17 protein-coding genes are annotated in these 20,085 nt (G+C 73.8%); 12 read left to right on the top strand and 5 right to left on the bottom strand.

Translation table 11 applies throughout. From position 1 onward, the window contains the following. The first annotated feature begins 40 nt into the window (after window positions 1–40). From ACX9MN_RS31065 to ACX9MN_RS31035, 7 genes are all read left to right on the top strand, one after another. Entirely contained in the window at window positions 41–1,297 is a 1,257-nt protein-coding gene (locus tag ACX9MN_RS31065; RefSeq protein WP_489726287.1) for an AAA family ATPase, read from the top strand. Continuing rightward, window positions 1,294–1,746 (top strand): hypothetical protein, encoded by a 453-nt coding sequence (locus tag ACX9MN_RS31060; RefSeq protein ID WP_482958301.1) that lies wholly within the window; start codon window positions 1,294–1,296, stop codon window positions 1,744–1,746. Before ACX9MN_RS31065 ends, ACX9MN_RS31060 begins: the two co-directional genes overlap by 4 nt. Next, window positions 1,743–3,656, top strand: coding sequence for a hypothetical protein (locus ACX9MN_RS31055; protein WP_489726286.1), 1,914 nt, complete (start codon window positions 1,743–1,745; stop codon window positions 3,654–3,656). The genes ACX9MN_RS31060 and ACX9MN_RS31055 overlap by 4 nt, the downstream gene beginning before the upstream one ends. Then, complete coding sequence (locus ACX9MN_RS31050) at window positions 3,641–6,616, top strand: hypothetical protein (protein ID WP_489726285.1); 2,976 nt, start codon at window positions 3,641–3,643, stop codon at window positions 6,614–6,616. Before ACX9MN_RS31055 ends, ACX9MN_RS31050 begins: the two co-directional genes overlap by 16 nt. 110 nt (window positions 6,617–6,726) lie before the next feature. Continuing rightward, window positions 6,727–7,653 (top strand): LysR substrate-binding domain-containing protein, encoded by a 927-nt coding sequence (locus ACX9MN_RS31045; RefSeq protein WP_020093123.1) that lies wholly within the window; start codon window positions 6,727–6,729, stop codon window positions 7,651–7,653. 129 nt (window positions 7,654–7,782) lie between these two features. Continuing rightward, on the top strand, window positions 7,783–9,027 hold the full coding sequence (locus ACX9MN_RS31040) for an MFS transporter (protein ID WP_489726284.1): 1,245 nt from the start codon (window positions 7,783–7,785) through the stop codon (window positions 9,025–9,027). Next, complete coding sequence (locus ACX9MN_RS31035) at window positions 9,024–9,977, top strand: alpha/beta hydrolase family protein (protein ID WP_489726283.1); 954 nt, start codon at window positions 9,024–9,026, stop codon at window positions 9,975–9,977. Before ACX9MN_RS31040 ends, ACX9MN_RS31035 begins: the two co-directional genes overlap by 4 nt. A 44-nt stretch (window positions 9,978–10,021) precedes the next feature. On the opposite strand, the gene ACX9MN_RS31030 is transcribed toward ACX9MN_RS31035, so the two are convergent. Beyond that, window positions 10,022–10,447: a Ros/MucR family transcriptional regulator gene (locus ACX9MN_RS31030; RefSeq protein WP_489726282.1), complete on the bottom strand. Its 426-nt coding sequence runs from the start codon at window positions 10,445–10,447 to the stop codon at window positions 10,022–10,024. A gap of 473 nt (window positions 10,448–10,920) precedes the next feature. On the opposite strand from ACX9MN_RS31030, the gene ACX9MN_RS31025 reads away from it, so the two are divergent. Further along, the gene (locus ACX9MN_RS31025) at window positions 10,921–11,622 is read left to right on the top strand and encodes a GntR family transcriptional regulator (protein WP_482958292.1); all 702 of its coding nucleotides are present in this window, start codon (window positions 10,921–10,923) and stop codon (window positions 11,620–11,622) included. Between the two features lie 10 nt (window positions 11,623–11,632). Here the strand turns inward: ACX9MN_RS31025 and ACX9MN_RS31020 are convergent, their stop codons facing one another. After that, window positions 11,633–12,049 carry a nuclear transport factor 2 family protein gene (locus ACX9MN_RS31020; protein ID WP_020093118.1) on the bottom strand — a complete coding sequence of 139 codons (417 nt, stop codon included), beginning with the start codon at window positions 12,047–12,049 and terminating at the stop codon, window positions 11,633–11,635. Window positions 12,050–12,246: 197 nt separating this feature from the next. Here ACX9MN_RS31020 and ACX9MN_RS31015 point away from each other — a divergent pair, with 197 nt between their 5' ends. Genes ACX9MN_RS31015 through ACX9MN_RS31000 form a run of 4 tightly spaced genes read left to right on the top strand, consistent with a single transcriptional unit; the run spans window position 12,247 to window position 17,681 of the window. Further along, a complete protein-coding gene (locus ACX9MN_RS31015) occupies window positions 12,247–13,428 on the top strand; it encodes an ABC transporter substrate-binding protein (RefSeq protein ID WP_489726281.1) in 1,182 nt (393 codons plus the stop codon). A gap of 8 nt (window positions 13,429–13,436) precedes the next feature. Continuing rightward, entirely contained in the window at window positions 13,437–14,306 is an 870-nt protein-coding gene (locus tag ACX9MN_RS31010; protein ID WP_489726280.1) for a branched-chain amino acid ABC transporter permease, read from the top strand. A gap of 4 nt (window positions 14,307–14,310) precedes the next feature. Then, window positions 14,311–16,779 carry a branched-chain amino acid ABC transporter ATP-binding protein/permease gene (locus ACX9MN_RS31005; RefSeq protein WP_489726279.1) on the top strand — a complete coding sequence of 823 codons (2,469 nt, stop codon included), beginning with the start codon at window positions 14,311–14,313 and terminating at the stop codon, window positions 16,777–16,779. A gap of 11 nt (window positions 16,780–16,790) precedes the next feature. After that, on the top strand, window positions 16,791–17,681 hold the full coding sequence (locus ACX9MN_RS31000) for a polysaccharide deacetylase family protein (protein WP_489726278.1): 891 nt from the start codon (window positions 16,791–16,793) through the stop codon (window positions 17,679–17,681). Between the two features lie 22 nt (window positions 17,682–17,703). On the opposite strand, the gene ACX9MN_RS30995 is transcribed toward ACX9MN_RS31000, so the two are convergent. The 3 genes from ACX9MN_RS30995 to ACX9MN_RS30985 are packed head-to-tail and all read right to left on the bottom strand — an operon-like array spanning window position 17,704 to window position 20,085. After that, the gene (locus ACX9MN_RS30995; protein WP_489726277.1) at window positions 17,704–18,483 is read right to left on the bottom strand and encodes an amino acid ABC transporter ATP-binding protein; all 780 of its coding nucleotides are present in this window, start codon (window positions 18,481–18,483) and stop codon (window positions 17,704–17,706) included. A gap of 4 nt (window positions 18,484–18,487) precedes the next feature. Continuing rightward, window positions 18,488–19,339 carry an amino acid ABC transporter permease gene (locus ACX9MN_RS30990; RefSeq protein WP_489726276.1) on the bottom strand — a complete coding sequence of 284 codons (852 nt, stop codon included), beginning with the start codon at window positions 19,337–19,339 and terminating at the stop codon, window positions 18,488–18,490. Beyond that, window positions 19,336–20,085, bottom strand: a complete 750-nt coding sequence (locus tag ACX9MN_RS30985; protein WP_012320251.1) for an amino acid ABC transporter permease — start codon at window positions 20,083–20,085, stop codon at window positions 19,336–19,338. Before ACX9MN_RS30985 ends, ACX9MN_RS30990 begins: the two co-directional genes overlap by 4 nt.

The raw sequence follows: 20,085 nt of genomic DNA, 5'->3' as shown, positions 1-20,085 counted from the left end.
TCTTCGGTCCAGCCGCGCCTCACGTCACGGGACGGGCTCCGTGAGGCGCCCGCCGCCGGCTCGACGGCGCGGCGCGGGACGGCACCGCGACCGATCGCCCTGTCGCGGCGAGCGGGCCGAACCTGACGGGAGGGGGGTTATCGATACCGCGATCGCACGCCTGGAGCGCGCCATCGGCCGCGCGGCGCGCGGCCTGGTCGGGCGTCGCCACGTGGTGGAGCTGGTGCACCTCGCGCTGGTGGCGCGCGAGCATCTCCTGCTGATCGGACCGCCCGGCACCGGCAAGTCGGCCGCGGTGCGGGCCTGCGCCGCCGGGACCGGGGCGCGCTGCTTCGAGTACCTGATCGGGCGCTTCACGGAACCGGCCGAACTGTTCGGCCCGCTGGACCTCGAAGCCCTGCGCGCGGGCAAGCTGCGGCCGGACATCTCCGGCATGCTGCCGGAGGCCGAGTTCGCCTTCCTCGATGAGGTCTTCCTCGGCTCGACAGCGATCCTGAACGCGCTTCTCGGCGTGCTGAACGAGCGCCGCTACCGCCGGGGGCATTTCGACACCGCCGTCCCGCTGCGCTGCTGCGTCGGCGCCAGCAACGCCCTGCCGGAGGATCCCGGTCTCGCGGCCTTCGCCGACCGCTTCCTCGTCACGGCCTTCGTTGATCCCCTGGCCGACACCGACCTGGAGGCCCTGCTCGCCGGCGACCCGGTCGCGTCCGTCGAACCCGGCGACGGGGAGGCGCCGCTGACGCTCGCGGAGATCGACGCCCTCGCCGAGGCCGCCGCGCGGATCGACCTCGCGCCGGTCCGGCCCGCCTACGCGCAGGTGGTGCGCAAGCTGCGCGCCCGCGGCGTGCGGCTGAGCGACCGGCGCGTGGTGCGGGGCCAGTCGCTCGTCGCGGCGGCGGCGCTCATCGCGGGCCGCATGGCCGCGGAGGAGGCCGACCTGTGGCCGGTGATCCACCTCGTCCAGGACCGGATCGCGCAGGACGAGGCCCGCGACCTGCTGCGCGTCGAGCTCGGCGCCGCGGCGAGCCCCGTCCTGCCCGCGGCCGCCAAGGCGGCGGGCTACGGTCCGGCCGCACGGGCCGCGGACCTCGCCAGGGAAGGGGAGGCTCTGGCCGCCTCCGCCCCGGACGACCGCACCGCCCCCGCCTTCGAGGCTTGGCTGGTCCGCGCCGAATCCTTCCTCGTGCAGATCGACGCCGCCTTCGGGGCGGAGGAGCGCCCGCCGGCCCTCGCCGCGGCGCGGGACGCGCTGCTGACGCGCTGCCGGGCACCGGTCGCGGGCGCGACTCCGGCGTGATCCAGGATCCGGCGCGTCTTCCCCTGCGGTTGATGCCGGCGGCCGGCGGCTCGCCGGTGGGTCTGCGCCTCACCCGCAGCGACGCGGCCGGTCTCTTGGCGCGGATCGCCCCGCGGATCGGCCGCTACGCCACCCTGCGCCTCGCGCTGGCGGGTGGAGAGGCCGTCCTGTTCGCCCCCGACACGGGCTCGGGCCGGCCGGCGCTGCCCTGGTGCGCGACGCCGCTCGGGTGGCTGGCGGCCGACGGGCCGCTGCTCCTGCCCTTCGGGTGCCGCCTCGCCGTGCCGGCGCCCTGGCGCGCCGAGGTCGCGCGCCGCCTGCTCGACCGGCACGGTCTGGGCGGTCCGGCCCTGCTCGTCCCCGAGGGCGAAACCCTGCGCCTGCTCGACCTCGCCGGTTCGCGCGCCGTGCCGGACATCGATACCGGCCGCCTGGGAGAGGCGGCGTGAGCGCCGCGTCGACCGGTCCGCGGACGACCCTTCTGCCGGCGCTCGCACCGTGGACGGCGCTCTTCTCCGACATGGCGGAACCGGATCTGCGGATCCTCGCGGCGCTGGTCGAGGCGCTGCGGCCCCTCGTCGAGCGGGCCGACGGCGCGGGCGGGCAACCGCAGGGCGAGATCGACGGGCTGGGGGGCCTCGGCACCCGCGGCGGGATCGAGCGCCTCGTCGCCTCGGAGTGGCTCTGGCGCGACCTCGATCCGGACGCCTTCCTGCAGCGCGCGGCCGAGCGCGACCTGCTGACCCTGGAGCCGGTCTACCGTCAGGCGGCGGATGCGGGCGCCGTGCTGGTCGTGGTCGATGCCGGGCCGGAACTCCTCGGCGCCCCCCGCCTCGTGGCCTTCGCGGCGCTGCTCTGCCTGGCCGGCCTCGCCCGGCGGCGCGGCGCGCGCCTGCTCTGGGCCTCGACCGCCACGCCGGAGCGGCGCTGGCTCGGCACGTTGAAACGGTCCGACGCCGCGATCCTTCTCCGCGAGAGTGCCGCCACATCCCTCGACGCGGTCGAGCTCGAACGGGTCCTGGCGGAGCCGGTCGCGACCCGCGCGGCCGGGCGGCCCGGTGCCAGCCTCTGGCTCATCGGCGGGTCCGACCTGCCCGAAGCGACGCGACCGTGCCGGCGGATCACCATCGTGGAACGGCCGCGTCTCGGGCCGGACGGCCTCGCCGTGGCCGCCGACGTCACCGTCCTGGGCGCCACCGGCCAAGTCGCCGCCGCGCGCCTCGACCTCCCGCCGGAGCGCGAGGCGGTGGCGTTGTTGCGCGACCCGTTCCGGCCCCGTCCGGCTCCCGGACGCCCGCCGTCCCGGCGGTCCGCGCCCGACCGGAGCGCGGCGCCTCCGGACTGGGCGCCCCGCGGGCTGGCCTTCGCGCCCTGCGGCGAGCACCTCCTGGTGGCGCGGCCCGACGGCATCCTCATCGTCCCCGTCACCGGCACCTCTGGCGCGCTGCGCCTGCCGGTCGCACCCCACGAGCGCCTCGTGGGGCTCGCCGTCGGCCGGTCGCGGATCCGGGCCGCGTGCCTCAACGTCTACGCCGACGACGCGCGCCTGACGCTCCGCAGCTGGACCTTCGACCGCTCGGGCGCCGCTGCGACGCTCGACCGGCGGATCCCGCGGGACCATCCCCTGGTGAGCCCGCGCCTGCCGAAGGCGGTTCTGCCGCCCCTCGGGACGCTGAAACGCCGCAACCGGTCCTGGCTCCTGGCGGCCGACGGCACGGCCTTCCTGGTCTCGGAGACGCGGCTGATCGACTACGCGCCGCTCGCGGGCGAGCTTCCCCTCGCGGTCACGCCCGCCGGTCTGCTGATGCGCGATCGCGCGGACGGGGTGATCGCGCGGCGGCCGTCCGACGGGAAGGTCGTGGCGCGGTTCCCCGGCCGGGCCGGATCGCTGCGGCCGGGCGGCGGCCTCGCCCTCTGCGCGGTGCGCGGGCAGCCCACCCTGGGGATCGAGCAGGCGGGCGGGCACTGGCACGTGGTGAGCGCCGCGGACGGAGCGGTCGCGCACCTCGGGCCGCAGGGCCGGATCATCGGCATCGTGCCGCCGTACGACGGCGTGCGCGCCCAGGCCGTCGAGGGCCCCCTCGCCCTCCATCTCGACCGCGACGAGGCGGGCTCGGCGCGCCTGACGTTCCGGACCCCGGACGGCGCGGCGGCGTGCGATCCCCTGACGCTTCCGGACGCGACCCTCGAGGCGGTGCGCGTCGCCGTCGATGCCGATGCCGTCCCGTGCATCGCGGCCGCGCGGTGCGACGCCGCGGGCTTCGTCGACGCGCTCGCCTTCGGCCAGCTCGACCGCGGATGGTCCCACCTGAGAGATCTCGGCGCGTTCGCGGAAACCGTCCCGTGCCTGGGCGCCTGAGGCCGCCGCCGGTCCCCGATGCCCGGGAGCCGCTCGCGGCCCTGCGCCCGCGCGGCTGGATGCATGCCGGCACGATCCCCCTCGACGGGATCCTGATGGCGCGCGGCTCCGCGGGGCCGGACTGGCGCGCCCGGCTCCTTCCCTGGCTCGAGCACGCCGCGGAGGTGCGATCACGCGGCGATCGCGTGCTCGTGCTGTTCGCCGCGCCCGTCACGCGGGACTGCGCGGCCCTCGGACCGGTCCTGCCGGTCGTGCGCAGTGCCGGGATCCTGACCGCCGTACCCCTCGCCGAGCCGGAGCCGCCCGTCGCCGCGGCCCTGCGGGACCATGTCGTCCACATGACGGGGGGACGCCTCGCCGCCGAGCCGCTGGCGGCCTTCGCCAGTCTCGACATCGCCGGTTGGTGGGATCTCGACGCGATCGCGGTGCATCCGGCCGAACGCCTGCCGGTCCTGCGACCGGCGCCGCCGGCACGCCGCCTCGTCAGCGCCCCCGCCCTCGTCGCCGACGCGGACCCCCTCGCGCCGGTCCGCGACGCCGCGACCCGGCGGCCGCGGCGTCGGACGAAGCACGTCCTCGGCGATCTCGTCACCCGCTTCCGGCGCCTGATCGGCGGCGCGTTGGGGCTCCTCTGGACCGCCTACGTCGTCCTGCTGGCCTCCATCATGGTCGGCGCCATGGTGCTCGGCTTCGCCGAGAACGTCCGGACGACGGCGGAGCAAGGGGCCGCCGCGGCCCACTGGGGCAGCCTCGCGCTGCCGGTGCTGGTCCTTCTCGTCCTCGCGTGGTTCGCGTTCCGGCGCCGCGGGGCGCGGGCCGCGCGTGAGGGCGCCGCGCCCTCGGCCAGCCCGCCCGCCGGAACCGGCAGCGGGCGCACGCCCGTCTGGCGCCGGGCGGCGGCGTGGCTCGCGTGGCGCTCGCCCTACGCGGCCCATCTTCGCCGCCTCTATGCCCGGCGGCTCACCGAGGTCGAGCGGCTGTTCGCGGCGGGGCGCGTCGACGAGGCCCTGTACCGGGCGATCGGTCTCGGCGGCGCGGCGCGGCGCGGGAGCGCCTTCGCCGACCTGCCGCTGACCGGGCCCGGGCTGCGCAGGAGCCTCGACCTCGATCTCGGGCCGCAGCGGGCGAGCGGACTGAGCCTCGCGCCCGCGGACGAGATCCGGCTCGCGGCGCTCTACCGCGCGCAGGCCGTGGCGATGGCCGGACGCGGCGACACGGATCGCGCGGCCTTCGTGCTCGACAGCCTGGTCGGGAACCCGCACGAGGCGGTGCGCCTCCTCGCGGAATCCGGGCGCCTGGAGACCGCCGCCCGTCTGGCCGAGGCGCGCCGCCTCCCGCCCTCGACGACCGTCCCGCTCTGGTTCCGGGCGGGGCAGACCGAGCGGGCCCTGGCACTCGCCGCCCGCCACGAGGCCCACGCGGAGCTCTGGAAGGAACTCGGGGCCGACGATCCGTTCCGACCGGTCCTGGCCGAGGCCTGGGCCGCGCGCCTCGTCGGGATCGGCGCCCTGGATCGCGCCGCCGCGGTCACCTTCGGCCTGCCGGCTCTGGCCGAGCGGCGACTGGACTGGATCCGGCAAGCCCTCGACGCCGAGACGCCGGTGCCGGCCGCGCCGCTCGCCCGGGCCCTGCGCGCCCTCCCTTGGGAGGGACGGGACGGCGACCGGCTGCACGCTGCCTTCGCGGACCTGGTGGGCGCGACCGGGGCCGAGGCGGCGGCGCGCCGGAGCGCGGTGGCCGCGCTCCTGCTCGACGCGCAGTTCGAGGGCGGTCCGGAGCGGCCGCCGACGCCCGCCTTCGCGCTCCTCTGCCGCGGCCTCGCGCGCCGCCTCGCCGCGGATGACGGCATCCTCGGCCACGATGCGGAGCGCGCCCGGCTCGCCGGGCGCCTCGCGGAAGCCGGCGGACAGGTTGCCCTGCGCCAGCATCTCCGGCAGCTCAGGACGCGCACCGCACCGTCCGCCTCCCGCCTGGCGGGCCCGCTCGTCGTCCCGGACGGCCCGGCGCTGGCCGAGATCGCCGATACCGCGCTCCTGTCAAGCGGGCGGCTGCTCCTGGGCTACCGTTCCGGTCTCGTGCGCCTCCTCGGCCGCGCCGGCCGCGAGCGCTGGCGGGGACAGGTGGATGGCCTGACGGGCTTCGCGCGTCTCGGCGCGGGCGACCTGGCCCTCGTTCTGCGCGAGACGCTCGAAGGCCCCGACGTCCAGCTCTTCGACGCCGGCACCGGACGTCTCCTGCCGCTCGGTCCCCTGCCGATCACGCACTGGCATGGTCAGGCGGACGAGACCGGCTGGCTCGTCTTCGATGGGGAGGCGCTCGTCCGGCTGGACACCGCCTCGCTCCTCGGTCGCGCGGGCGGCGCGCCCGGCTCCGACGGCGCCCTGGCGCACCATTGGCGCCTGCCCATGACCGAACCGGGCCGGCCGCTGCTGCTCGCCGCCTTCGCGGACGCGAGCGCCCTGATCTACGCCCGGCACGACGGCCTGATCGAGTGGTGGAGCCTGTCCTCCCGCACCCTTGCGGTGACGTGCCGGTTCTGGACGCCGCCCGATCGCGGCGTCGGCGTGCTCGGCCTGACCGAGGCCGTCGCGTGGTCCCTCGAGGGGACCGGCGCGCATCCGCACCTGCGGGCGCATCCCCACGCTTTCACGACGGCCTCCCGGGAGCAGGAGCGCGCGTTGATCGAGGCCGCCGCGCGCGCGGAGCCCGCGGACCCGCCGCGCCTAGTCGCGGCGGAGAACGGCCGCCTCTGGGCCGCGACCGCCACCGAGGAGGGGACGCTCTGGGCCAGCGTGCCCGGCGCGAACCGGATCCGCGGACCGGCCGTCCTGTGGCAGGGCAGCGGGAGCCTGCGCGCGCGCTTCGCTCCCGAGGGCGACGCCGCGGCCGTCTTCGACGGGCGGGGTCGCCTGATCGTGTTCGAGACCGTCACCGGACAGGTGATCCTGCGCCTGATCTGACCGGCCGGGCGCGCGCACCGCCTTGGGCACGCGACACCATCCGGGCTAGCTTCCCCGTCGGACGACGACGTCGCTGCCCCGGCGACCGGCAGGCTCACCCCGACGATCCCATGCGGCCCCGCACGCCTCCCCTCTCCACGCTCAGGCTCTTCGAAGCGGCCGGCCGCCATCTCAGCTTCGCCCGCGCGGCGTCCGAACTGAACCTGACGCCGAGCGCCGTGAGCCACGGGATCGTCGGCCTCGAGAAGGCGCTGGGCGTCAAGCTGTTCGTCCGGGAGCCGGGCCGGCTGGCGCTGACGCGCGAGGGGGCCGAGTACCTGACCTACGTGTCCGAGGCGCTGTCCCTCATCCTGATCGGCACGCGCCGCCTGCCCACGCCGCGGTCCGGCAGGACCCTGGCCATCAGCTGCGCACCGACCCTGGCGACGCGGTGGCTGCTGCCCCGGCTCCCGGCCTTTCGCAGCCGCCACCCGCAGATCGCGATCCGGATCGACACCTCCCACCGGCAGGTCGGCTTCCCGATCGACGGCTTCGACTTCGCCCTCCGTCTCGGCCGGGTTCCGACTCCGCGCCACCGCAGCGTCCGCCTGTTCGAGGATTGGCTGCTCCCCGTCTGCAGCCCGGCCCAGCGCGGGGCCGTCACCGGTCCGGACGGCGCCCTCGACCTCCGGCGCGCGACGACGATCCACGTCACCTCCGCGACCGAGGACTGGCAGGCCTGGAGCGACGCGTCGGGGGCGGTGGAGCTGGCCTCGGCCGACACCCTGCACGTCGACACGTTCGCGATGGCGCTCCAGGCCGCGGCCGCGGGCCTCGGCATCGCCCTCGGCCGGGGGGCGCTCATGGACCGGGAGCTGCGCGAGGGTACGCTCGTCGGGGTCGGCCCCGCCGTCCCGGCGGCGACCTCCCACTGGCTCGTGAGCGCCGAGGGCGACGACGACCGGCCGGAGCCCGACCTGTTCCGGACCTGGCTGCTGGCAGAGGCGCGCCGGTTCGCGGCCGAGCAGAAGCGGCGCTTCCCGACCGGCGCCGCCTGAGGGCCCGACGGGACCGGGACGGCGCGCCCCGCCCGTGAGCGGCGTTCACTGCCCGTGGAAATCTTCTCGTTTGTCGCGCCGGCCACCGGCTGCGACCGTCTCCGAAGGCGACAGCCAACGGAGGCCGCGATGGCAACGATCGGGCGCGCGCGCGCAGGGCGACGGGGCGGGTTGCCGGTGGTGCCGGTGGCGGTCGCGGCCGGCCTGGTTCTGAGCGGCGCGATGGGCATCCGGCAGACCTTCGGGCTGTTCCTCGGGCCCTTCTCCCTCGAGACCGGCATCCCGGTGGCGACGACCGCCCTCGCCATCGCCCTGCACAACCTCGTCTGGGGCTTCGCGCAGCCCTTCGCGGGCGCGGCGGCGGACCGCTACGGGGCCGCGCCGGTCGTCGCCCTCGGCGCACTGATCTACGCGGGCGGCCTCGTCCTGACGGCGCTCGCGCCGACGGCGCCGACGCTGCTGCTCGGCCTGGGGCTGCTGGTCGGGATCGGGATCAGCTGCACCAGCTTCGGCGTCGTCCTGACCGCGGTCGGTCGCGCCTCCGCACCGGAGCGTCGCAGCGCGGCTCTGGGCCTCGCGAGCGCCGGCGGCTCGCTCGGCCAGGTGCTGCTCGTCCCGTTCGCGCAGTCCGTGACCGCGGTCGCGGGCGTGAGCGCGGGGCTCCTCGCGCTCGCGGCGATCATCGTCGCGCTCGCGCCGCTCGGTGTCGCGCTCGACCGCGCGCCCCGCGCCGGCGTGCCCGACGGCTCTTCGGCGGCCGGCAGCCTGTCCGAGGCGCTCCTGCGGGCGTGGCGGCACCCGGGCTACCGGCTGCTGACGCTCGGCTTCTTCACCTGCGGCTTCCAGCTCGCCTTCATCGCGACCCACCTTCCGGGGTACCTCGCCCTCTGCCACATGCCGGCGGGCCTGGGCGCGACCGCGCTGGCGCTGATCGGCCTGTTCAACATGGCCGGGAGCTGGGGGTGCGGCTGGCTCGGAGGCCGGTACCGGCCGCAGCACGTCCTGGTCTGGCTCTACCTCATCCGCGCCGCCGCGATCGGCACCTTCCTCGTCGCGCCGAAATCCGAGGCTGTCGTCCTCGCATTCGCGGCCGTGATGGGCCTGACCTGGCTGGGCACGGTCCCGCTGACGAGCGGCCTGGTGGCGCGGGTCTTCGGGATCCGTCACCTCGGGACGCTGTTCGGGATCGTCTTCCTCAGCCACCAGATCGGCTCGTTCTTCTGGGCGTGGCTGGGGGGCGTGGTTCTGGAGGTCTCCGGATCCTACGATGGGGTCTGGTTCGCCACGGCCCTCGCGGGCCTGGTCGCCGCGCTCCTCCACCTCCCGATCGACGATCGTCCGGTCCCGGCGGCCACAGCCGAGGGGGTCCGATGACGCCCGTCCGCCACGCGCCCGCCGCGACCGCCGGTGTCGACGCGCGACCCGTGACGATCGCCTGCCGCGACGGCTACCGGCTCCACGGTCACCTCTGGCGGCCCGAGGCGAACCGGCCACCGGGCCGGGGCACGATCGTCGTCAATCCCGCGACCGGCGTCCGCGCGCGCTACTACCACGCCTACGCGCGGTTCCTGGCCGAGCGGGGCTTCGTCGTGCTCACCTACGATTACCGCGGCATCGGCGACTCGCGGCCCGCGCGCCTGAGGGGATCCGGCATCCGCTGGCGGGACTGGGGCGAGCTCGACTTCGACGCCGCCGTCCGATGGATTCGGCAGCGCGAGGCGGGGCCGCTCACGGTCGTCGGCCACAGCATCGGCGGCTTCCTCCCCGGCTTCGCCGAGGCCGCGGGCGCGGTGGACCGCATCCTCACCGTCGGCGCGCAATTCGCCTATCGCCGCGATTATCGCGCCCGCGAGAGGCTCAGCATGATCGCGAAGTGGCACCTGCTGATGCCGTGCGTGACCGCCGTCGTCGGCTACTTTCCCGGCCGTCGGCTCGGATGGCTCGAGGATCTGCCGGCCGGCGTGGCCTACGAGTGGGCATTCCGCGGGCGGCGCATGGAGGCGAGCTACCCGGCCGCCGAGCGCCCCGCCCTCCTCGCCCGCTTCGCCGCCGTCCGCGCCCCGATCCTGGCGGTCGGTACGCCGGACGACCCGTTCGGCACGCCGGCGGCGATCCGCCGGGGCCTCGGCTACTACGTGTCGAGCCCGCGCATCCAGGTACAGCTGACCCCGTCCGCGATCGGCGCGAATGCGCCCGGCCATGTCGGCCTGTTCCACGCGCGCAGGAGCGGCGGATTCTGGGCCGACACGCTGCGCTGGCTGAGCGACGGGCAGAATCCCTGGCCGGACTCCGTGATCGATCCGGGTCGCCCGAACCCTGCCTGACCGCGCGTATCGCGGCGAACCGCTTCGGACGCGATTGAGAGGGCCTATCCTGCCCTGTGACGCAGCTGCAGCGATCGCGCGATCTCCGAGCGCTTGGCGGCGTAACCCGGAGCCACCATCGGATAGTCGCGCGGCAGCCCGTACTTGGCGCGATACTCCTCCGGTGTCAGCCCGTAAGCCGTCAGGTGGCGCTTGAGCGTCTTGTAGGACCTGCCGTCGATGAAGCTGATCAGGCCCTCGGCCTGGATGGACGCGCGGATCTCCCGCGCGGTGGCGGCCTCGGGCGTCGCGACCGCGCGCGCCGGTCCCGCGCTGATCTGGCTAAGCATTTCGTACGTACTGGCTAAAATCTCACAGAGTTGGACAGGGGATACCGGATTCCGGATCACGTAGGCGCAGACGATCTTGATTGAATTTCTCAAGGACGAGTCAAAAAATTCTCCCGCACCGACACCAACCTCAGGTAGCATACCTGCCATTCTCCCTCTAAACGCACCTCATGAGAGTTGTATATCAATTTTCGCATGTCAATCCTTCATCTTGATTGAGCTTCAAAAAAGAACATCGTGATCACTATTCTACTTATAGAAACAGTGGCTACAAAATTTCTCAACCAGAAAGTGGCTCCATCCTCCCCGCTGATCTGGGTACCGAACAGGTTGCTGTACTGGATCTGCGACACGTCCGTGGCGGCGAGCCTGTCGGAAGCGGTCGCGCCGGTCCCGCACGGGACGCCCACGGACGCGGATGGAAGCGCGATCGGCGGAGTTCGCGCACGGCGGACGGTCACCGACGACGCTGGCGCGACCGTTGCACCTCGGGTCCTAGGTCTGCGAAGAGCCCAGCCGGCACGGGACCGGATGCGGGGCGCCGGATCGCGTCGAGAGAGGATCATGACGGATCAATCCGCACGGACACGGGCGACAGAGTCCGGACGCCGTCCATGAAGGCGGGAGACGAGGGCGATCGCGTCGGGGCGATCTGCCAGGCCCTGAGGCGGGCCATCGTGGAACGGGCGCTCGCCCCCGGCGACCGATTGCCGGAGGACGCCCTCGGCGAGCGGTTCGGGGTGAGCCGCACCATCGCCCGGCAGGCCCTGCTGCGGCTGGCCGGGGAAGGCTTGGTCGATCTGCGCCGCAACCGCATCGCCGTCGTGGCGACGCCGAGCTGGGAGGAGGCGCGCGACACCTTCGACGTGCGCCTCGGCCTGGAGCGGCTCGTGGTCCGCCGCCTCGCCGGGCGGCTCAGCGCGGAGCAGCGTCAGGTCCTGCTGGACCAGATCGCGCGCGAGGAGGCCGCACGGGGCGGCCCCGAGGCGCTGTCGATCCGGCTCGCCACGGAGTTTCACCTGATGCTCGCCGAGATGACCGGCAGCGCCGTGCTGACCCGGTACGTCGCGGAACTCGGCTATCGCTGCGCCCTGATCCTGTCCCTCTACAGCCGGCCGCATTCCTCGGACTGCGCGGTGAGCGAACACCGCGACATCGTCGCCGCCCTGGTCTCGGGCGATGCCGAGCGCGCCGCCGCGCTCATGGACCACCACCTCGACGCGGTCGCCGACCGGGCGCGGATCGTGCCCCCGGCCCCGCGCGAGCGCGATCTGGCACGCCTGCTGGCGCCCTACGTCGCGGGCGGCGGGGCCTGAGCCCGCCGCGTCAGGCCGTCAGGCCGTGCTTCGTCAGCAGGCGCTCGGCGCTGTCGTTCCAGACCTCCATGCCGACGATCAGCCCGTCGCGCACGGTGAAGCGATCGACGTAGCGATTGCCCTCGAAGGGCGTGCCGTCCGGCCACGCGCCGTACAGGGTCCCGAGGCTGTAGACCGTGGTGACGCCGTCGCCCGGCACCACGTCCAGCCGCTCCATCCGCTTCTTCACCCAGGCGTAGCGGCCCGCGTTGAAGGCCGTGACCTCGGAAGGATGATTGAAGACCCGCGCCCCGGTGAACACGATCCGGGTGCCCGGCGCCATGTAGCGCGCGGCCGTCTCGGGATCGGGCACCATCGAGGCCTCGAGATAGGCGGTGACGTTGGCGGCGTCGCGGGCGGTCGCCGCATCGTGGGTCATGTCGGTCATGGCAGGCCTCCTGTCGGCCCAACGTGCCGCAAAAGGCCGGCCCGTGCATGCAGGAAGTGTATGCACTTTGACGCCAGATTGAGCACAGATTGCCTCCGACGATACAGGCACCGGTCTGTGCAGCGGCCGAAGCGGCCAATTCCTGGTGGCATGGAGGTTGCGCGAAGCAGGCTGCGCCCCGCTCCCGGAGACACGCCATGGCCTCCTTCCTGCCCCCGACCCTGCGCCGCTTCGCGGTGACGACGAGCGCGCTGCTCGGCCTCGCCGTCTCGACCGCGCAAGGTGCCGACACCGTCAAGATCGGGCTCGTGACCGCCCTGAGCGGCCAGTCCGCGAAATCCGGCGAGGCGATCTCCCGCGGGATCGGCCTCGCCATCGACGAGATTAACGCCAAGGGCGGCGTCCTCGGGCGCCCGCTCGAGCTCGTGGCCCGGGACGACGAGGCCAACCCGTCCAAGGGCGTGCTGGCGACCCGCGAGCTGATCCAGCGGGTCGGCGTCGTCGCGGTGGTCGGCGGCCTCGACACGCCGGTCTCGATGGCGATCGTGCCGATCGCCAACCAGATGAAGGTGCCGTTCATCGGCCCCTGGGCGGCCGGCACCGGCATCACCCGCAACGGCGCCGCCGACAACTACGCCTTCCGCGTCTCCGCGGTCGACGCCCTCGTCGACGAGGCGCTGGTCGCCTACGCGGTGAAGACCTACGGGGCGAAGAAGCCCGGGATGATCCTCGTCAACAACGCCTGGGGCGAGTCGAACCAGAAGGGACTCAAGGACGCCCTGCAGGCGGCCAACCTCCCGGCGGCGGGCATCGAGAAGTACGAGGCCAACGACGTCGACATGGTGCCCCAGCTGTCCCGGCTGAAGGAGGCCGGGGCCGACGCGCTGTTCCTCGTCGGCAATGTCGGTCCCTCGGCCCAGGTGGTGAAGTCGCTGGACCGGATGGGCTGGTCGGTGCCGGTCGTCTCGCACTGGGGCCCGGCGGGCGGGCGCTTCGACGAGCTCGCCGGCCCGAGCGCCGGCAAGGTCCACTTCATCCAGACCTTCACCTTCGCGGGCAACGCGTCGCCGAAGGCGGGCGCGGTGCTCGACGCGCTCAAGGCCAAGTACCCGGCGATCAAGTCGATGGCCGACGTCACCCCCGCCGTCGGCATCGCCAACGCCTACGACGCGACGCACCTGCTGGCGCTCGCCATCCAGGCCGCCGGCTCCACCGAGGGCCCGAAGGTCCGCGACGGCTTCTACAAGATCGGCACCTATCCGGGCCTTATCAAAACCTACGAGAAGCCCTTCGCCCCCGGCCAGCACGACGCGCTCGGCCCGAACGACTACGTGTTCACCCGCTTCAAGGACGGTGAGATCGTCGCGGTGACCAACTGAGCCCGGCGATGCTGACCTCCATCCTCGTCAGCGGCCTCGGCCTCGGCAGCATGTACGGGCTCGTGGCCCTCGGCTTCCACGTGACCTACGCGGTGTCGGGGACCGTGAACTTCGCGCAGGGGAGTGTCGTCACCCTGGGCGCGGTCCTGGCCTACGCGCTCGGCGTCACCCTGGGCTGGCCGATGCCGGCCGCGATCGTCCTGGCGCTCGCCGGCTGCGCCCTGTTCGGCCTCGTGGTCGAGCGGGCGCTGGTCCGCCCGTTCGTGGCGCGCGGCTCGGACGCGTGGCTCCTGGCGACCGTGGCGGGCGGCATCGTCCTCGACAACACCGTGCTGTTCACCTTCGGCAAGGAGCCGCGCAGCCTGCCCTCCCCGCTGGCGACCAAGCCCGTGGAGATCCTCGGGACCGGCATCTACCCGCTGCAGCTCGTGATCCCGGTGGTCGGGATCGCGCTGGCGTTCGCGATCCGCACGGTGTTCCGGAAGACCGATCTCGGCCGTGTCCTGCTCGCCGTGGCGCAGAACGCCGACGCCGCCCGGCTGATGGGGATCGACGTGCGCCGCACCGTGGCCTGCGCCTTCGCGCTCTCGGCAGTGCTCGCCGGCATCGCGGGCCTGCTGATCGCGCCGCTGTTCTCGGTCTCGGCCGAGCTCGGCACGCTGTTCGGCATCAAGGCCTTCGCGGTCGCGATCCTGGGCGGCATCGGCTCCGCGACCGGGGTGATCCTGGCGGGGCTGCTCTACGGCCTCGTCGAGGCCGGCGTCACCGCGACCCTGGGCTCGACCTACACGCAGCTCGTGGTGTTCTCGGTGATCATCCTGGCCCTCACCCTGCGCTCCGACGGCCTGCTCGGCCGCGCCGCGGTCAACAAGGTCTGACGCGATGCCGTACCTGCGCTCAGGCCCGGCGATGCGGCTCGGCATCGCCGGCCTCACCGCCGCCGCGCTCGGCCTCGTCGCGCTGACCGCCGGCTACAGCCATTTCGTGATCGCCCTCGTGGCGCTGACCACGGTGGCGGGGGTCGGCCTCAACGTGCTCCTCGGCCTGACCGGGCTGATCTCCTTCGGCCAGGCCGGCTTCTACGCGATCGGCGCCTACGCGAGCGCGATCCTGACGCTCCACGGCGTCAGCTTCTGGCTGGCGCTCCCGGCCGCGGCGCTGATCGCGGCGCTCGTCGGCGGACTCGTGGCGGTGCCGGCGATGCGGGTGAAGGGCCCCTACCTCGCCATGCTGACGATCGCCTTCGGCTACATCGTCGAGCACGGGCTGATCGAGGGCGGCGACCTGACCGGCGGCCAGAACGGCCTCGTCGTCACCGACGCGCCGACGCTCCTCGGCGAGCCGCTCGCGCCGGCGGGCCTGGCGGTGCTGGCTGTGCTCGCCGCCGGGGCGAGCCTCGCCGGGTTCGACGTCCTCGCCCGCAGCCGCCTCGGCCGGGCGATGCGCGCCGTGCGCGACGCCGACGTCGCCGCCGCGGCGCTGGGCTTCGACCCGGTCCGGGTGAAGACCCTGGCCTTCGCGATCTCCGCCGCCCTGACCGGCCTCGCGGGCGCGATCCTGCCGCCGCTGATGCTGTTCATCGCGCCGAGCTCGTTCCCGTTCTCGCAGTCGATCCTGTTCGTCCTCTCGGTGATCGTCGGCGGCGCCGGCACGGTGCTCGGCCCGCTCCTCGGCGCCCTCGTCACCGTGCTGCTGCCGGAGGCGCTGTCCGGCCTCGCCGAGTACCGCCTGCTGTTCTTCGGCGTCGCGACCCTGGCGGTGCTGTGGCTGGTACCCTCGGGGCTGGTCGGCAGCCTCGCCCGGCTGCTGCCCCGAGGCCGCGACGAGGCGGCCGCCCCGGAGAGCGGGGAGGTACCGCTGCCCGGCACGGCGGCGCGTGAGGCCCTCGTCCTCGACGGCCTCGGCATCCGCTTCGGCGGCATCACGGCGGCGGACGGCGTCGACCTCACGGCGCGGCCGGCGGCCGTCACCAGCGTGATCGGCCCGAACGGGGCCGGCAAGACCACCGTGCTCAACATGGTCTCGGGCTTCTACCGCCCGAGCGCCGGGGCGATCCGGCTGGGCGGGCGCGACCTCGCCGGTCGGCCGGCCCACGTCGTCGCCCGCGCCGGCATCGCGCGCACCTACCAGACCACGCGCCTGTTCGGCTCGCTCCCAGTGGCCGACAACGTCGCCCTCGGCCTCGCGCCGGGCCGGCTGTGGCGCCGCGCGCGGGCGCGGGACCGCGCGACGGCCGCCGCGCTCCTCGCCTTCGTCGGCTACCGGGGCGCCCTCGACCGCCCGGCCGCCGAGCTGCCCCACGTCGACCGGCGGCTCGTGGAGATCGCCCGGGCGCTCGCCGGCAGCCCCGCGGTGCTGCTCCTCGACGAGCCCGCCGCCGGCCTGTCGCGGGCCGACACCGACCGGCTGGCCCGGCTGATCCGCCGGATCGCCGACAGCGGCGTCGCGGTGGTGCTGGTCGAGCACGACATGCCGCTGGTGATGGGCATCTCCGACCACATCCTCGTCATGGATGCCGGCCGCCCGATCGCGCGGGGCACGCCCGCCGAGATCCGGCGCGATCCCGCGGTCCTGCGCGCCTATCTGGGCGGCGCCGACACCCCGGCCCGGCCGCGGAGCGCGCCGTGGCAGGGGCCGGCGGACGCCGTCCTCTCGGTCCTCGACCTGACGGCCGGCTACGGCGCCGCGCCCGTCCTCGACGGCGTCCATCTCGACGTGCGGCCGGGCGAGACCGTCGCCCTGCTGGGCGCGAACGGGGCCGGCAAGTCCACGGCCATGCGGGCGCTGGCGGGGCTGCTGCGCCCGGTCGCGGGATCGGTCGTGTTCGACGACCGGCGCGTCGACGCGCTGCCGGCCCACCGGATCGCCCGCAGCGGGCTCGTCCTGGTGCCGGAGGGCCGGCAGGTCTTCCCGGAGCTCACCGTCGTCGAGAACATCCGTCTCGGCGCCTTCGGACGCGGGACGCCGATCGACCCGGCCGAGGTCGAGCGCCTGCTCGACCGGTTCCCGCGGCTGCGCGACCGGGCGGCGAGCCGGGCGGGCCTGCTCTCCGGCGGCGAGCAGCAGATGCTGGCCATCGCCCGCGGGTTGATGGCGCACCCGCGCATCCTGCTCCTCGACGAGCCGTCGCTCGGCCTCGCGCCGGCGATGATCAACGCCCTCTACGCGACCGTGGCCGAGCTGCGCGACGAGGGCGTCACCATCCTGATCGTGGACCAGATGGCGGCACTGGCCCTCACGGTCGCCGACCGCGGCTACGTGCTGGAGCAGGGCCGGGTCGTCGCGCGCGGAACCGCCGCGGAGCTGTCGGCGGACAAGGGGCTGGAAGCGGCCTATCTCGGTGCGGCGTAACGGGGGCTCTGATGGACACCAATGCCGGACACGGCCGCTACGGCTACAGCGCCCTCCCCGACCGGCCGGTCTACGACTGGCCGGAGGGCAAGCGGCTGGCCGTCTATGTCGGGCTGAACCTCGAGACCTTCGCGTTCGGCGAGGGCCTGGGCGCCGAGCTGGCGCCCGGCGGCCCGCAGCCGGACGTGCTCAACTACGCGTGGCGCGACTGGGGCAACCGGGTCGGCGCGTGGCGGATCGCCGAGATGCTGGACGCTCTGGCGATGCCGGCGAGCGTGCTCGTCAACAGCAACCTCTACCGGGACTGCCCCGGGCTGATCGAGGCGTTCCGGTCGCGGGGCGACGAGATCGTCGGCCACGGACGCACCAACGCCGAGCGGCAAGGCACCCTCGACGAGGATGCCGAGCGGGCGCTGATCGCCGAGACGACCGCGGTGATCGCCGCGCAGGAGGGCCGCCCGCCGGCTGGCTGGCTCGGGCCGTGGATCTCGCAGTCGCGGGTGACGCCTGACCTCCTCGCCGAGGCCGGGTACCGCTACCTGCTCGACTGGGACCACGACGACCAGCCGACCTGGTTCAAGACCCGCGGCGGCGGCCGCATCCTGACGGTGCCCTACCCGCAGGAACTCAACGACATCCCCGCGATCGTCGCCCGCAAGGAGACGGGCCGCCAGTTCGCCGAAGCCATCGTCGACGCCTTCGAAGAAATGCTGGAGCAGTCTCGGGGCGCGCCGCTGGTGATGGGCATCGCGCTCCATCCCTACATCGTCGGGCGCCCGCACCGGCTGCGGCCCCTGCGGCAGGCGCTCCGGCACATCGCAGACCGCCGCGACGCCATCTGGCTCACCACCGCCGGGGCGATCGCCGACCACATCGCGGCGCGGGAGGCCGGGCCGCGCTGACGCGGCCCTGACCCCGGCGGGCTCAGAGCACCTGCGACAGGAACCGGCGCGTGCGCTCGTCCCGGGCGGAGGCGAAGAAGGTCGCGGGCGGCCCGTGCTCGACGATCACGCCGCGGTCGGTGAAGTAGATGTGGTCGGCGACGTCGCGGGCGAAGTTCATCTCGTGCGTGACGAGCATGCAGGTCATGCCCTCCTCGGCGAGTTCCCGGATCGTCACCAGCACCTCCTTGACCGTCTCCGGATCGAGGGCGGCGGTGACCTCGTCGAACAGCATCACGTCCGGCCGCATCGCCAGCGAGCGGGCGATGGCCACGCGCTGCTGCTGGCCGCCGGACAACTCGCCCGGATAGGCGTTCTCCTTGCCGGCCAGCCGGACCTTGGCGAGGAGTGCCCGCGCCCGGGCCTCGACCTCGCGCTTCTCCTGCCCGAGCACGTGGATGGGGGCCATCATCACGTTCTGCAGCGCGGTCTTGTGCGGGAACAGGTTGTACTGCTGGAACACCATGCCGACCTTGCGGCGCAGCGCCAGCTTGTCGAGCCGCGGATCGGTCACCTCGATCCCCTCGACCTGGATCGAGCCCGCGCTCACCGGCACCAGCGCGTTGACGCAGCGGATCAGCGTCGACTTGCCCGAGCCCGAGGGGCCGATGATGCAGACGACCTCGCCCTTGCGGACGTCGAAGCTGATCCCCTTCAGCACCTCGAACGACCCGAACGACTTGTGCACGTCGACGACGCGGACGATCGGCTGATCGGGGGTCCAGCTCGGGGACGGGGTGGCGGCCAGGGTCGCGCGCGTCATGGTCTCAGCGGGTCTCGAAGCGGCGTTCCAGGGCGGCGGTGAACCGGTCGATCGGGTAGCAGTAGAGGAAGAAGCACAGCAGCGCGAAGCCGTAGAGCGGCGCGAACAGCTCCGGGCGGCCGCCCTCGGCGGCGTGCACCTGCGCGGTCAGCGTCAGCATCTCGGTGACGCCGACGATGGAGGCCTGCACGGTCGCCATCGCGATGAGCGAGTAGACGTTCATCCAGGGCGGCAGCATGCGCTTCGCGCACTGGGGCAGGATGATGCGCCACATCGTCTGCCGCCGGGTGAAGGCCAGGGACTCGGCGGCCTCCCACTGGGTGTTGGGCACCGAGCGCACCGCGCCGCGGACGATCTCGGCGACGTTGGCCATGACCGGCAGGCTGAAGCCGAAGGTCGCCTTGACCCAGTCGGGCAGCGGCACGCGGACGCCGAACACGGTGACCTGGAACGGCACGAGGAACATCACGAAGAACAGCAGCACCAGCCAGGGCACATTGCGAAAGACCTGCGTGGCGCACCACGCGAGGCGGGGCAGGATCCGCCCCTCAGCCAGCATGGCCAGCCCGAGCCCGATGCCCGCCACCGTCCCGATCGCCATCGCCATCAGCGAGATCGCGACGTTGAAGGCGAAGCCGGTGAGCAGGAGGGGTGCCCACTTGATCACGACCTCCAGCGGCGACAGCGCGGCGGCGCCGCCCTGCGCCCAGGCCGGGACGGCGACGAGGGCGAGCGCGGTGAGCAGCCAGAGATGGGCCGGGCGCAGGCGCGCCGCCGCGCCGTCCCTCGGGAGCGCGAAGGGCAGCAGCACCGGCAGGTCGCCCGGTCGCCCGCCCCGCGGATCGGCAGCTTTCATCGGCCGTATCCCGGGATCCGCAGGGCGCGTTCCCAGCGGTGCATGATCCAGACGAGCACGCCGACGAGGACCGCGTAGGTCGCGAGCAGCACCAGCATCATCTCCAGCACGTTCTGCGATTCGGACCAGATCTGCTTGACCGCGTACAGCGTCTCCGGGACCGCGATGGCGTAGGCCAGTGTGGTGGTCTTCAGGAGGTTGATCAGGTTGTTGTTGAGCGCCGGCAGGCAGACGCGCAGGGCCAGCGGCAGGACGACGTACCGGTAGGCCTTGAAGCGGGTGTAGCCCAGGGCCTCCGCGGCCTCGACCGTGGTCCGCGGCACCGCCTCGATTCCGGAGCGGAAGATCTCCACGTTGAACGCGCCCGCGAACAGCGACAGCGAGATGATCGCCCACTGGACGTTGTTGAGGATCGGCGCGCGCAGGCCGTCGGCCGAGCGGATGTCCGGGAGCAGCGTCCCGAGGCCGAAGTAGAAGAAGAAGATCTGCACGAGCGGTGGCGTGTTGCGGAAGACCACCACGAAGCCGTTGACCAGCGCCCGCAGGACGCGCGACGGCCCGCTCTGCAGGAGCGCGCCGACGGCGCCGATGACGAGGCTCGCCAGGATCGTGCTGATCCCGAGGAGCAGCGTCATCCGCAGGCCGGCCACGTACCGGTCCCAGTCGTAGGGATCGTAGAAGACCGTGAAGTTGAAGCCCGTGGTCTCGTAGAGCTGCTGGAACCACGCCTGGATCGTGGCGATCAT

Source organism: Methylobacterium sp. 1A (assembly GCF_058072805.1).
Note: the sequence above shows the minus strand (reverse complement) of the source record. Positions and strands in the feature narration are given on the sequence as shown.

What these genes read in the sequence shown, in the direction of transcription:
- ACX9MN_RS31045 (WP_020093123.1), top strand. Translation starts at nt 6,727, where the DNA reads ATGCGGCCCCGCACGCCTCCCCTCTCCACGCTCAGGCTCTTCGAAGCG.
- ACX9MN_RS31040 (WP_489726284.1), top strand. Translation starts at nt 7,783, where the DNA reads ATGGCAACGATCGGGCGCGCGCGCGCAGGGCGACGGGGCGGGTTGCCG.
- ACX9MN_RS31035 (WP_489726283.1), top strand. Translation starts at nt 9,024, where the DNA reads ATGACGCCCGTCCGCCACGCGCCCGCCGCGACCGCCGGTGTCGACGCG.
- ACX9MN_RS31030 (WP_489726282.1), bottom strand. Translation starts at nt 10,447, where the DNA reads ATGCTACCTGAGGTTGGTGTCGGTGCGGGAGAATTTTTTGACTCGTCC.
- ACX9MN_RS31025 (WP_482958292.1), top strand. Translation starts at nt 10,921, where the DNA reads ATGAAGGCGGGAGACGAGGGCGATCGCGTCGGGGCGATCTGCCAGGCC.
- ACX9MN_RS31020 (WP_020093118.1), bottom strand. Translation starts at nt 12,049, where the DNA reads ATGACCGACATGACCCACGATGCGGCGACCGCCCGCGACGCCGCCAAC.
- ACX9MN_RS31015 (WP_489726281.1), top strand. Translation starts at nt 12,247, where the DNA reads ATGGCCTCCTTCCTGCCCCCGACCCTGCGCCGCTTCGCGGTGACGACG.
- ACX9MN_RS31010 (WP_489726280.1), top strand. Translation starts at nt 13,437, where the DNA reads ATGCTGACCTCCATCCTCGTCAGCGGCCTCGGCCTCGGCAGCATGTAC.
- ACX9MN_RS31005 (WP_489726279.1), top strand. Translation starts at nt 14,311, where the DNA reads ATGCCGTACCTGCGCTCAGGCCCGGCGATGCGGCTCGGCATCGCCGGC.
- ACX9MN_RS31000 (WP_489726278.1), top strand. Translation starts at nt 16,791, where the DNA reads ATGGACACCAATGCCGGACACGGCCGCTACGGCTACAGCGCCCTCCCC.
- ACX9MN_RS30995 (WP_489726277.1), bottom strand. Translation starts at nt 18,483, where the DNA reads ATGACGCGCGCGACCCTGGCCGCCACCCCGTCCCCGAGCTGGACCCCC.
- ACX9MN_RS30990 (WP_489726276.1), bottom strand. Translation starts at nt 19,339, where the DNA reads ATGAAAGCTGCCGATCCGCGGGGCGGGCGACCGGGCGACCTGCCGGTG.
- ACX9MN_RS30985 (WP_012320251.1), bottom strand. Translation starts at nt 20,085, where the DNA reads ATGATCGCCACGATCCAGGCGTGGTTCCAGCAGCTCTACGAGACCACG.